A 13307-nucleotide genomic window follows, 5' to 3' on the forward strand; every position below is an offset into this window, starting at 1 on the left:
GGGGAGTGCCTCACGAGGCGGACGGGTCTTCCGTGACCAGCTGGACGTCGCTGACGGCGAACTCGGGGGCCTCCACGAAGGCCAGCTCTCCGGTGACCTTGCCCGCGGCGGACAGGTCGCCCAGGGCCGCGCGGACCCGGTCCAGCTCGGCGGCCGGGCCGGCGACGGTGCCTCCGGAGATCTCCGTGCGCATCTTGACCTTGGCCTCGGACTTGGCCTTGCGCAGCCCGGTCAGCGCCGCACCGACGGTGCCCCGCAGCGCCGGGTCGGCGCCCGCCGTCGCACCGGCCAGCTCGGCCGCGACCGGCCAGGGCTGGACGTGGACCGAGGAGCCCTCCTCGTGCCACCAGCTCCAGACCTCCTCTGTGGCGAAGGACAGGACCGGGGCGAGCAGCCGCAGCTGGACCGACAGGGCCAGGCGCAGCGCCGCGCGGGCGGACAACGTCTCGGGCGAGGGATCGGTCGTCGGGCCGGCGTCGGAGAAGGCCCCGCCGTAGGCACGCTCCTTGACCAGCTCGAGGTAGTCGTCGCAGAAGGCCCAGAAGAAGGACTCGGTCACGTCGAGCGCGGTCGAGTAGTCCCACGCCTCGTAGGACGCGGTCGCCCGCTCGACGACCTGCGCCAGCCCGGCCAGCATGGAGCGGTCGATCGGCTCGGTCACCAGCGAGGCGGCGTCGGCCGTCGCCCCGTCGGGCCCGGCGGGCAGCTCGCCGAAGGACAGGGCGAACTTGCTCGCGTTGAGCAGCTTGATCGCCAGGCGACGCCCGACCTTGATCTGGCCGGGGTCGTCGATGGTGTCGACGCCGGGGCGGGCGGCGGCGGCCCAGTAGCGGACCGCGTCGGTGCCGTGCTCCTCGAGCATCCCCATCGGGGTGGTCGCGTTGCCCTTGGACTTGGACATCTTCTTGCGGTCGGGGTCCAGGATCCAGCCGTTGACGTAGGCATCGGTCCACGGCAGCGAGCCGTGCTCGTGGTGGGCCCGGACCATCGTCGCGAACAGCCAGGTCCGGATGATGTCGTGGCCCTGCGGTCGCATGTCGAAGGGGAAGATCTTGTCGAACAGCTCGGCGTCGGAGCCCTCACCGTCCCCACCGCGGGTCGGCCAGCCGGCCGCGATCTGCGGGGACAGCGAGCTGGTGGCCCAGGTGTCCATGACGTCGGTGTCGGCGGTGAAGCCACCGGGCTGGTCGCGCTGCTCCTCGGTGTAGCCCGCCGGGACGTCGCTGACCGGGTCGACCGGCAGGCTCGCCTCGTCGGCGGCCAGCACGGTGTCGTAGTCGGTCTCGCCGTGCTCGTCGACGGCGTACCAGACCGGGAAGGGCACCCCGAAGAAGCGCTGGCGGCTGATCAGCCAGTCGCCGTTGAGGCCGCCAACCCAGTTGCGGTAGCGGCTGCGCATGAAGTCGGGGTGGAAGGCCAGCTCGTCGCCGCGGGCGATGAGCTCCTCACGGAGCGCGTCGTCCTTGCCGCCGTTGCGGATGAACCACTGGCGGCTGGTGACGATCTCCAGCGGCTTGTCGCCCTTCTCGAAGAAGTTGGCCTTGCGCTGGGTCTTGGTGGGCTCGCCGTCGAGATCGCCCGACTCGCGCAGCGCGGCGACGACGGCCTCGCGCGCCTGGTGCGTCGTGCGGCCGGCGAGCTGATCCGCATACAGAGCCTCCCCGGGGCCTCCCGCGATCCACTCCGGGGTCTCGTGCTGGAGGCGCCCGGCGCGCGTGATGACCGAGCGGGTGGGCAGGGACAGCTCGCGCCACCACATCACGTCGGTCATGTCGCCGAAGGTGCAGCACATCGCGATGCCGGCGCCCTTGTCCATCTCGGCCGCCTCGTGCGCCACGACCGGCACCTCGACCCCGAAGAGCGGGGAGGTCACGGTGGTCCCGAAGAGCTGCTGGTAGCGCTCGTCGTCGGGGTGGGCGATGAGGGCCACGACCGCCGGGATCAGCTCGGGCCGGGTGGTCTCGATGTATGTGGCTTCCCCTCCGCTCGGGGGGTGGAAGGCCACCCGGTGGTAGGCGCCCGGGTAGTCACGGGCCTCAAGCTCGGCCTGGGCGACCGCGGTCTGGAAGGTGATGTCCCACAGGCCGGGGGCCTCGGCGGAGTAGGCCTCGCCGCGCTGCAGGTTGCGCAGGAAGGCCTGCTGGGCGACGGCGCGGGAGCGGTCGTCGATGGTGCGGTACTGGACGTTCCAGTCGATCGAGAGCGCCAGGCGACGGAAGGTGTCCTCGAAGGCCTGCTCGTCGATGACGGTGAGCTCCTCGCAGAGCTCGATGAAGTTCTGCCGGCCGATCGGGACCTGGTCGGCGGCGCGGGTGCTCCTGCCGTCGCCGCCCTGCTGCGGCGGGGTGAAGCCCGGGTCGTAGGGCAGGGTCGCGTCGCCGCGCACGCCGTAGTAGTTCTGGACGCGGCGCTCGGTGGGCAGGCCGTTGTCGTCCCAGCCGATCGGGTAGAAGACGTGCTTGCCAGTCATCCGGTGGTAGCGCGCCAGGCAGTCGGCCTGGGTGTAGCCGAAGACATGGCCGAGGTGCAGGCTGCCCGAGGCGGTGGGCGGGGGCGTGTCGATCGCGAAGATCTGGCTCCGGTCGGCGGCCAGCGCGGCGTCCCGGTCGAAGGCGTTGGCACCGGCGTCCTTCCAGACCGCTACCCACTTCTCCTCCAGGCCGTCGACGGACGGGCGCTCGGGCAGCTCGGCCGGGCGCTGAGGGTCAAGGGGGCGTGCCATCTCGGTCATGTCGGGCATTCTCCCAGAACGCCGAGAGGTCTCCGAACCGGTACGTCCCGCGCCAGAAAATGTTCCCGCCGAGAGGTCACGGTTTGGTCAAGATCGACGGATATCTTTGACCTTGATGCGCTGGCGCCAAGACAGTGGGGACCATGCTCGGAACCAATCTGTGGCCAATGGCGGCCGAACAAGACCCGACGAAGCGTCAGGATCCGGAATGGATCACCAACCTCGAGAAGGTGGTGGACGAGAACTTCAAGACCATCACCGAGTGGTCCGAGAAGATCATCTTCTTCGAGATCCCGGGCATCCCGATGCCCTTCGTGGTGCTGTGGCTGATCATCGCCGCGATCTTCATCACCCTCTACCTCGGCTTCATCCAGGTCCGGGGGATCCCGACGGCCTTCGAGGTCATCCGGGGCAAGTTCTCCTCCAAGGACGACCCGGGCGAGATCCCGCACTACCAAGCTCTCACCTCCGCGCTGTCCGGCACCGTCGGCCTGGGCAACATCGCCGGTGTCGGCGCGGCCGTGACGATGGGTGGCCCCGGGGCGACCTTCTGGATGATCATGCTCGGCCTCTTCGGGATGGCCACCAAGTTCGCGGAGTGCACGCTGGGCGTGAAGTACCGCGAGCTGCGCGAGGACGGGACCGTCGCCGGTGGCCCGTTCACCTACCTGCCGGTGGCCTTCGCCAAGTTCCCCAAGTTCCTCTCCGTCGGCCTGACCGGGCTGTTCGCCATCGCGATCCTCTTCTTCGGCGTCGGCGGCGGCAACATGTTCCAGTCCAACCAGACCTACTCCCAGGTCGTCACGGTGCTCGACCCCGACGGCACCGGCTTCATCTCCTCGACCAGCGGCAGCCTCGTGGTCGGTCTGATCATCGCCGCCCTCGTCGGCCTGGTGATCATCGGCGGCATGAAGTCGATCGGCCGGGTCACTTCCACCCTGGTCCCGCTCATGGGTGGCATCTACGTGCTGGCCTGCCTGTTCGTGATCTTCTTCAACATGTCGGAGGTGCCCGGCGCGATCGCGAGCATCTTCTCCGGCGCGTTCACCGGCGAGGGCGTCCTCGGCGGCATCGTCGGCGTGATCATCGTCGGCATGACGCGGGCCGCCTTCTCCAACGAGGCCGGCCTGGGCTCCGCCCCCATCGCGCACTCGACCGTGAAGACCCGTCGCCCGGTCTCGGAGGGCTTCGTGGCCCTCTTCGAGCCCTTCATCGACACGGTCGTCATCTGCACCATGACGGCGCTGACCATCACCATCGCCAACACCGACTACTTCCAGGGCGAGCGGGAGGCCTACATCGCGGCCGACGGCGACTACAGCCCCGGCGGCGTCGACATCACCTCCGACGCCTTCGGCGAGCACATCTCCTGGTTCCCGGCCGTGCTGGCCCTGGCCGTGGCGCTGTTCGCCATCTCCACCCTGATCACCTGGTCCTACTACGGCCAGCGCGCCTGGAACTACCTCTTCGGCGACTCGCGGGTCTCCACCCTGATCTACCGGGTGGTCTTCCTGCTGTTCACCGTGCTCGGCGCGATCCTGTCCTTCGGCCAGGTGCTCACCTTCGCCGACAACTTCCTCTTCGTCTGCGCCTTCGTCAACCTGCTCGGTGTCTACCTGCTGCTGCCGGTCATCAAGCGCGAGATGAAGGAGTACCTCGAGGACCGCAAGTCCGGGCGTCTGCTCCAGCTGGGCCTGGAGGACGCCGACAAGGAGATCCCGGTCGAGGAGCTCGCCGGTGAGAACCAACTCGTCGACGAGACCGGCCGCAACCGCGTCGCTGCCGGCGTGGGTGCCGAGGAGCTCCGCGCCGGGGAGGGTGCCATGGTGCGGCGCGAGGGCGTCGCGGCCGACTGGGACGACCAGGACGACGACGGCTTCGGCGTCGGCGCACCGACGACCCCCTACCCGCCGCCGCAGCGCCGCCGCGCCGCCCACCGCGAGGGCCTCGACACCGACGACGACGGCTTCGGTCGTGGTGGGGCCACCACCCCCTACGAGCCGCCCCGTCGCGGTGAGGAGCCCGGACGCCACGCCGACGGCCGGACCCCGGGCGTCGACGAGGACGGTGACGGCGATCCCCGTCGCTGACGGAGAGTGATCCGGTGAGGGCCGGGCAGGTGCGATCCGCACCCGCCCGGCCCTTCCGCATACCCTCCGGATCTGGTCGCGTGGGCGCCGGAGGATGGCGTCAGGCCGGCGGGTGCAGCGCCCCCCGGACGATGGTGGCGAGCACGGGCCTGGGGTCGGAGCTGTCGTGACGGGCGACCCGGTGCAGGATGAGGCCCTCTAGGCAGGCCGCGACCGCCTCCGCGGCGGTCGTCGGATCAGGGGCGCCGAGCCGCTCCAGCTGCGGGGCGGTCAGGGCGATCAGCTGGGCCCGGCCCGCCGAGAGCGCCGGGCGCAACGTGTCGTCGTGGCTGCCTTCCATGAAGAGCCACAAGCGGGCCGTCGAGGCGGTGCGCCCCGGTCCCGTGACCAGGTCCAGCAGCCCCGCCAGCGCCTCGACCAGCTCCTCCTCGTCGTCCGGCGCGAAGCCGCTGCCGACGGCCGGCACCTCCCCGCCCAGGATGGCCTCCGCGCACCCGGACAGGAGCGCGGCGCGGGTCCGGAAGACGTTGGACGTGGAGCCCTTGGGCAGCCCGGCGGCCTCGTCGATGCGCAGGTGGGTCAGGGCGCGCAGGCCCTGGGTGCCGAGGAGCTCGATCGCGGCGGCCAGGACCCGGTCACGGTTGCTGGGGGAGGACGTCACCCCGTGACTATAGGCATAGTTGACGGCGACAACGAGGACTGGCTCAGGCGTAGACGCGGCCGGGGTTCATGATCCCGAGCGGGTCGAAGAAGGCCTTGAGCCCGCGCTGCCGAGCCAGCTCGGCCTCGCCGAGCTCTTCCGCGAGCCACGGGGCCTTCTGCTGGCCCACGCCGTGCTCACCGGTGACCGTCCCACCCAGCGCCCACGCGGCCCGGACCAGCTCGTCGAAGGCCCGCTGCGCCGCGGCCAGGCTCTCCGGGTCGGTGTCGTCGTAGAAGAAGCATGGGTGCAGGTTGCCGTCCCCGGCGTGCCCGCCGCAGGTCGCCTCGAGACCGTGCCGGTCCGCGATGACGTGCACCTGCCGGACGAGGTCGCCCAGCCGAGCGACCGGCACGCAGATGTCCTCGATGAAGCGGGGCCCGCGGGCCTTGAGCGCGGGGTTGAGCACGCGGCGCCCCTCCATGAGCAGGTCCGCCTCGGCGCGGTCGTCCGCGACGGCCACCTCGCTGGCCCCGGCGGCGGTGAGCAGCTCCGCATACTCCTGCACGTCCTCCTGCGCGTGCCCGGGCCGGTCGGACTGCACGAGGAGCACCCCGCCGGACCCCAGGGGGAAGCCGTAGTCGCCGTAGCCTGCACCGCGTCGATGCTGGGCCCGTCGAGCATCTCGACCAGGCTGGGCGTGTGGCGGGTGCCGCGCAGGGCGGCGATGCCCTCGATCGTCGCGTCCAGGGTGGGGAAGACCGCCAGCACGGTCAGGGCCGGGTCGCCGAGGGGGACCAGGCGCAGCACCGCCTCGGTGACGACGCCCAGCGTGCCCTCCGAGCCGACGAAGAGCCCGGTGAGGTCGTAGCCCGCGACCCCCTTGGCCGTCTTCCGTCCGGTCCGCATCACCTCGCCGCCGGGCAGCACGACCTCCAGGCCGCGGACGTAGTCGGCGGTGACGCCGTACTTCACGCAGCACAGGCCGCCGGCGTTGGTCGCGATGTTGCCGCCGATCGAGCACATGTGGCTGCTCGCCGGGTCGGGCGGGTAGGCCAGCCCGTGCTCGGCCGCGGCTGCCTTGAGGTCGGTGTTGATCACGCCCGGGCCGACGACGGCGATCCGCTCGACCGGGTCGATCTCGATCGAGGTCATCGCCTCGGTCGAGAGCACGATCGCGCCCGGGAGCGCGCAGGCCGACCCGGTGGTCGAGGTGCGTGCTCCCTGCGGGACGACGGGTATGCGGTGCGCTGCCGCATACCGGAGCGTCGCCTCGACGTCCGCGCGGCTGCGCGCACGGACCACGGTGAACTCGTCCCCGGTGAAGGCCTGCGCCTGCGGGTAGGCGTCGGCCGCGTAGCCGGCCGCGATCGCGGGGTCGGTGACGACGCGGTCGCCGAGCAGTTCGAGCAGGGGTGCGGTGTGGGCTGCCGACATGGGCGACTGGGAGGGGGACATGACCCGAGCCTACGAGCCTGTGGACAGGCCCCACGGCTTCCCTCGGTTCCTGGGCACGATGGGTGGATGGGGGATCTCTGGAGCGAGGTGGTGGCGCCGCTGCTGGCCGCGCAGGACGGGGTGCTGACCGGGTCGCAGCTGCAGGAGCGCGCCGTGCCGGTCAAGGTGGTGCGTCGCTGGGTGTCGTCCGGTCGGCTGCTGCGGCTGCGCCGCAACGTCCTGGTCGACGGTGAGCTGTGGCGTGCTGCGGCGTCCTGGGAGAAGCACGCCATCCGTGCTCGTGCGGTGATGCGGGGGAGGGGTGTCGGGCCGGACCTGGCGGGCGCCAGCGCGACAGCCGGCGACGCGTCCCCGAGCGCGGCCCTCAGCCACCACAGCGCGCTGGCCCTCATGGGGCTGTCGCTCCACGGGGTGGACGACCTGGTCCATCTCGTCGTCCCGGGCTCGGCGGAGAGCCGGCGGCGAGGCGGCCTGGTGCAGCACGCCTGCGTCGGGCGCGACCGGATCGTGGACTCCTTCGGCCTGCCCACCGTGACGCCTGCCGTGGCCTGCGTGCAGGTGGCGGCGGACTTCGGGGTGGAGGCCGGCCTGGTCGCAGCGGACTCTGCCTTGCGGCTCGGGCTGTGCACGCGGGTCGACCTCGAGGAGCTCGGCGGCTGGAGCTGGCTGCGGCATCGACGCCCTGCGGCGGAGACCGTGATCGCGCGCGCCGACGGCAGGCACGAGAGCGCGGGCGAGTCGCGGAGCGCCTGGGTGATGCACCTCCTCGGCTATCGCGTCCGGCCTCAGGTCAAGATGGTGGACGCCGACGGCACCTTCATCGCCCGCGTCGACTTCCTGCTGGAGGGCGAGGGCGTCATCGTCGAGTTCGACGGGATGCTCAAGTACGCGTCCCAGGCGGACCTCGCAGCCGAGAAGCTGCGCGAGGACCGGCTGCGGGCGATGGGCTACGAGGTGGTGCGGCTGACCTGGGCCGACCTGGACCGACCCGAGGCAGTGCGGGGCAAGATCGAAGCGGCCCTCCGGCGAGCTCGATCGCGGCGAGCCGGTTGACGCAGACGTCAATCGGCCACATCCTGGCCCGACCGGCCAGTTATAACCGGCCGGTCGGGCCGACATCTGGCCGGTTGACGTGGAGGGAAAGCGGCGGGGGAGGAGCGGCCGGCCGCAACGGGGCAGATCCGGCCTCCGCGAAGGGCTACCATGGTCGGCAGCAGCGTCCGAGCCGTCATCAGCGGCGAGCTTGCGGAAGAACAGGTCCCGCGCACCGGCGGCGGCCCCACTAGACCCGCACGGGGCAGGCCCGTCACAGCCGCAGCAGTGAGTGGTGCGCGACCGCGCCGAGCTGCAGCCCAAGAGCCGCGGCGGGGCAAGGTCGCGCGCAAGCGAGGTGGTACCGCGGTGCGCACCGGCCCAGCCCGGCGTGCGTCGTCCTCGGAACGCCAGAAGACCGCACCACTCACGCACAACGCACGAGGAGCCGCCCCACCATGGCCTATCCGCTCACCAGCACCTCCGGCAACGCGCTCACCTCCAGCCCGCGCTTTCCGGAGATCGAGGAGGCCGTGCTCGCCTACTGGAAGGAGCACGACACCTTCGTCAAGAGCGTCGAGGCGCGCGAGGCGGGCGAGGACGGCGCCAACGAGTACGTCTTCTACGACGGCCCGCCCTTCGCCAACGGCCTGCCGCACTACGGCCACCTGCTGACCGGCTACGTCAAGGACGTCGTGCCCCGCTACCAGACGATGCGCGGCAGGCGGGTCGAGCGGCGCTTCGGCTGGGACACCCACGGGCTGCCCGCCGAGCTCGAGGCGATGGACCAGCTCGGCATCAAGACCAAGGACGAGATCCTCGGGCTCGGGGTGGAGGCCTTCAACGCCAAGTGCCGCGAGTCGGTGCTGAAGTACACCCAGGAGTGGGAGAACTACGTCACCCGGCAGGCGCGCTGGGTCGACTTCGGCAACGACTACAAGACGCTCAACGTCGAGTTCATGGAGTCGGTGCTGTGGGCGTTCAAGAGCCTCTACGACAAGGGGCTGGTCTACGAGGGCTTCCGCGTGCTGCCCTACTGCTGGAACGACCAGACGCCGCTGTCCAACCACGAGCTGCGGATGGACGACGAGGTCTACCAGGTGCGCCGTGACCCGGCCGTCACAGTCGGTCTGCGCATCCTTGGCGACGACGAGCTCGCCGGCGCGCTGGCGCTCGTCTGGACGACCACGCCGTGGACCCTGCCGTCCAACCTGGCGATCATGGTCGGCGAGGACATCGAGTATGTCGTGGTCGAGTCGGACTTCACCGGCACCACCGAGCGCTACGTGCTCGCGGAGGCCCGCGTGGGGGCCTACCGGAACGAGCTCGGCGAGGACCCGAAGGTCGTCGCGCGCCTGACCGGCGCCGAGCTGGCCGGCCGGTCCTATGTGCCGCCGTTCTCCTACTACGTCGGCTGGGAGCGGGCGCACCGCATCGTCACGGCCGAGTTCGTCACCACGACCGACGGTTCCGGCCTGGTGCACACCGCCGGCGCCTTCGGTGAGGACGACAAGGTGGTCACCGACCGCGAGGGCATCGAGGCCGTCATGCCGGTCGGCCCCGACGGCGCCTTCACCGCCCCGGTGGAGGAGTACAAGGGGATGCTCGTCTTCGACGCCAACGTGCCGATCATGGACCACCTCAAGGCGGCCACCAAGAACCAGGCGCCCGGCGCCGAGCATCAAGGCCAGGGCTCGGTCACCGAGGGCACCGTCCTGCTGCGTCGCGAGGCCTACGACCACTCCTACCCCCACTGCTGGCGCTGCCGGCAGCCGCTGATCTACAAGGGGGTGTCGTCCTGGTTCGTCGAGGTGACGAAGTTCAAGGACGACATGCTGCGCACCAACGAGCAGATCACCTGGGTGCCCGACCACGTCAAGCACGGCCAGTTCGGCAAGTGGCTGGCGAACGCCCGCGACTGGTCCATCTCCCGCAACCGCTTCTGGGGCAGCCCGATCCCGGTGTGGCGCTCGGACAACCCGGAGTATCCCCGCATCGACGTCTACGGCAGCCTCGCCGAGCTCGAGGCCGACTTCGGCGAGCTGCCGCGCGACCGGGAGGGCAACGTCGACCTGCACCGGCCGTTCGTCGACGAGCTGACCCGGCCCAACCCGGACGACCCGACCGGGCAGAGCACGATGCGGCGCGTCGAGGACGTGCTGGACGTCTGGTTCGACTCCGGTTCGATGAGCTATGCCCAGGTGCACTACCCCTTCGAGAACGCCGACTGGTTCGAGCACCACTTCCCGGCCGACTTCATCGTCGAGTACATCGGGCAGACCCGCGGCTGGTTCTACACCCTGCACATCCTGGCGACCGCGCTCTTCGACCGCCCCGCCTTCAGCACCTGCATCAGCCACGGCATCGTGCTGGGCAACGACGGGCAGAAGATGTCAAAGTCGCTGAAGAACTACCCGGACGTGCGCGAGGTCTTCAACCGCGACGGCGCCGACGCGATGCGCTGGTTCCTCATGTCCTCACCCATCCTGCGCGGCGGCAACCTCATTGTCACCGAGCAGGGCATCCGCGACGGCGTGCGCCAGACCATGATCCCGCTGTGGAACGCGTGGTACTTCTTCGGCCTCTACGCCAACGCCGCCGGCTATGAGGCGACGTGGTCGACCGCGTCCACGCACGAGCTGGACCGCTACATCCTGGCCAAGGCGGGCGAGTTCGTCGGCGCGGCGCAGCAGGCCTTCGACCGCAACGAGATCGCCGTGGCGGCCGACACGATCCGCGACTTCGTGGATGTGCTGACCAACTGGTACATCCGCCGCTCCCGCGACCGCTTCTGGGCCGAGGACCACGCGGCTTTCGACACGCTCTACACGGTGCTCGAGGTGACCTTCCGGGTCGCCGCCCCCTTGCTCCCGTTGCTGACGGAGGAGGTATGGAGAGGGCTCACCGGGGGTGAGTCGGTGCACCTGACCGACTGGCCGGCTGCCGGGGACCTGCCCGCCGACGACGAGCTGGTCGAGGCGATGGACACCGTGCGCGAGGTCTGCTCGGCCACGCTGGGTCTGCGCAAGGCCGAGCAGCTGCGGGTGCGCCTGCCGCTGTCGACGCTGACGATCGCCACCGCGCAGGCCGAGGTGCTGGGCCGTCACCCCGGCCTGGCCGACATCGTGCGGGACGAGGTGAACGTGCGCGAGGTGCGCGTCATCGACGTCGCCGACGCGGCGGCGGCAGACTTTGGCGTGCAGCAGAAGCTCACGGTCAACGCCCGCGCCGCCGGTCCCCGCCTGGGCAAGGACGTGCAGACCGCGATCAAGGGCTCCAAGAGCGGCGACTGGTCGGTGGCCGAGGACGGCACGGTGACCTCCGGCGGGCTCGAGCTGGTCGAGGGGGAGTACACCCTCGAGACCATCGTCTCCGACGCCGGTGGCGCCTCGCAGGCGACCGCGATGCTCCGCGGGCAGGGCGGCGGCTTCGTCGTGCTCGACACCGAGGTGACCCCGGAGCTGGCCCGTGAGGGTCTGGCCCGTGACCTGGTCCGTGGGGTCCAGGGCGCCCGCAAGGACGCCGGCCTGGAGATCACCGACCGGATCAGCCTGACCGTCGTCGGTGACGACGAGGTGTGGGAGGCCGCGACCGAGCACCAGAAACTGGTCATGGACGAGACCCTCGCCGTGCAGTTCGGCGCGGCCGGTGCCGGCACCCCCCTGCCCAAGCCCAAGAAGCACGGCCTGGGTGGCGGGAGCGACCCTGACGGCGGGACGCAGCCCCGGCCCACCGCATACACCGCCTCCGTCGACCTCGGTGGTGGCCACACGGTCGAGGTCCTGATCAGCAAGGTGGAGGGACGATGAGCGACCAGTTCTTCGACGGCAACGAGCTCCCCCTCGACGACGCGGCGGAGCTGCCGGTCGACGCCGGGGCGGCCGTCCCCGACGTCCGGTCGGTCCGGCGCCGGGCCGAGGGCGTCGAGGAGGTCTCGCCGGAGCTGCGGGCGCGCTACGAGGGTGTGGTCGAGGAGATCCTGGCCCGCACCCCCGAGCACATGCCCGAGCCGACCCTGCACCGCGTCCAGCGGGTGATGGAGCTCATGGGCGACCCGCAGCGGGCCTTCCCGATGATCCATCTGACCGGCACGAACGGGAAGACCTCGACCACGCGGATGATCGAGCGGATCCTGCGCGAGATGGGGCTGCGGACCGGGCGCTTCACCAGCCCGCACCTGCACGACATGCGTGAGCGGATCGCCCTGGACGGTGAGCCGATCTCGATCGAGGCCTTCCTGGCGGCCTATGACGACGTCATGCCGTTCGTGCAGATGGTCGACCTGGAGTCGATGGCCGACGAGGACCCGCAGCGGCGCGTGCTCATGACCTATTTCGAGGTCGTCGTGTGCCTGGGCTTCGCGGCCTTCGCCGACGCGCCGGTCGACGTCGCGGTCGTGGAGGTCGGGCTCGGCGGTGTCTGGGACGCGACCTCGGTCGCCGACGGGGTCGTCTCCGTCGTCACCCCGGTCTCGATCGACCACACCCGCCTGCTCGGTGACAGTATCGAGGAGATCGCCACCGAGAAGGCCGGCATCATCAAGCCCGGTGCGATCACCGTCGTCGGCGTCCAGGAGGACGAGGCGATGTCGATCCTGGTCGAGCGGGCCGAGGAGGTCGGGGCCGACCTCAAGGCCGAGGGCCTCTCCTTCGGCGTCCTGTCCCGCGAGGTGGCGGTCGGTGGCCAGCAGGTCTCGATCCGGGGCCTGGCCGCGGATTATCACGACCTCTTCCTGCCGCTCTTCGGCGCGCACCAGGTGCACAACGCGGCCATGGCCGTGGCGGCGGTCGAGGCCTTCGTGGGCGGGGGCGAGCAGCACCTGACCGACGAGGTCCTGCGTGGCGGGCTGGCGGGGGTCACCTCGCCCGGCCGTCTCGAGATCGTGCGGCGCTCGCCCACGGTCGTGGTCGACGCGGCGCACAACCCCGCCGGGGTGGAGGCGCTGGTGGAGGCGGTCCGGGAGTCGTTCACCTTCACCCGGCTCGTCGGCCTGCTGGCCGTGCTCCAGGACAAGGACGTCGAGCCGATGATCCGCGCGCTCGAGCCGATCCTGGACCACGTCGTGGTCAGCCGCACCACCTCACCGAGGGCCATCCGCCCAGCCCGGTTGGGTGAGATGGTGGCCGAGTACTTCAGCGAGGACCGCGTCACGGTCGTCGACGACCTGCCCGACGCCCTCGACGTCGCGGCCGGGCTGGCCGACGACGCGGGAGCCGGCGGAGGCGTCGCCGGCGCCGTCCTGGCCACCGGCTCGGTCACCACGGCCGCCGAGGTCCGTCAGCTGCTCGGCGTCACCACCACCTGACCCGCCCCCGAGCCGACCGGCGACACGCTCGGTCGTGGGTGGGCGGAGGGG

7 protein-coding genes and 1 pseudogene are annotated in these 13307 nt (G+C 70.9%); 4 read left to right on the forward strand and 4 right to left on the reverse strand.

Annotated elements, in window-relative coordinates; genetic code table 11:
- Positions 1-10 precede the first annotated feature (10 nt).
- Positions 11-2731: a valine--tRNA ligase gene (valS, locus tag ACTMMA_RS01260; RefSeq protein WP_441188276.1), complete on the reverse strand. Its 2721-nt coding sequence runs from the start codon at positions 2729-2731 to the stop codon at positions 11-13.
- 167 nt (positions 2732-2898) lie between these two features.
- Between valS and ACTMMA_RS01265 the strand changes: the two genes are divergently transcribed.
- The gene (locus ACTMMA_RS01265) at positions 2899-4821 is read left to right on the forward strand and encodes an alanine/glycine:cation symporter family protein (RefSeq protein ID WP_441188277.1); all 1923 of its coding nucleotides are present in this window, start codon (positions 2899-2901) and stop codon (positions 4819-4821) included.
- Positions 4822-4921: 100 nt separating this feature from the next.
- On the opposite strand, the gene ACTMMA_RS01270 is transcribed toward ACTMMA_RS01265, so the two are convergent.
- The 3 genes and pseudogenes from ACTMMA_RS01270 to ACTMMA_RS01280 all read right to left on the reverse strand — a co-directional run.
- Complete coding sequence (locus tag ACTMMA_RS01270) at positions 4922-5482, reverse strand: TetR/AcrR family transcriptional regulator (RefSeq protein ID WP_441188278.1); 561 nt, start codon at positions 5480-5482, stop codon at positions 4922-4924.
- 43 nt (positions 5483-5525) lie between these two features.
- Positions 5526-6074 (reverse strand): FAD-binding oxidoreductase, encoded by a 549-nt coding sequence (locus ACTMMA_RS01275; RefSeq protein WP_441188279.1) that lies wholly within the window; start codon positions 6072-6074, stop codon positions 5526-5528.
- 344 nt (positions 6075-6418) lie between these two features.
- Positions 6419-6919: pseudogene (locus ACTMMA_RS01280) on the reverse strand (FAD-binding oxidoreductase); the annotation flags it as partial.
- A 66-nt stretch (positions 6920-6985) separates the two neighbouring features.
- Between ACTMMA_RS01280 and ACTMMA_RS01285 the strand changes: the two are divergent.
- From ACTMMA_RS01285 to ACTMMA_RS01295, 3 genes are all read left to right on the forward strand, one after another.
- Positions 6986-7972: a DUF559 domain-containing protein gene (locus ACTMMA_RS01285; RefSeq protein WP_441188280.1), complete on the forward strand. Its 987-nt coding sequence runs from the start codon at positions 6986-6988 to the stop codon at positions 7970-7972.
- A gap of 437 nt (positions 7973-8409) precedes the next feature.
- Positions 8410-11760 carry an isoleucine--tRNA ligase gene (gene ileS, locus ACTMMA_RS01290; RefSeq protein ID WP_441188281.1) on the forward strand — a complete coding sequence of 1117 codons (3351 nt, stop codon included), beginning with the start codon at positions 8410-8412 and terminating at the stop codon, positions 11758-11760.
- On the forward strand, positions 11757-13256 hold the full coding sequence (locus ACTMMA_RS01295; protein WP_441188282.1) for a bifunctional folylpolyglutamate synthase/dihydrofolate synthase: 1500 nt from the start codon (positions 11757-11759) through the stop codon (positions 13254-13256). The genes ileS and ACTMMA_RS01295 overlap by 4 nt, the downstream gene beginning before the upstream one ends.
- Positions 13257-13307: the final 51 nt, after the last annotated feature.

Source organism: Ornithinimicrobium panacihumi (assembly GCF_052073805.1).
Lineage (GTDB): Bacteria > Actinomycetota > Actinomycetes > Actinomycetales > Dermatophilaceae > Ornithinicoccus > Ornithinicoccus panacihumi.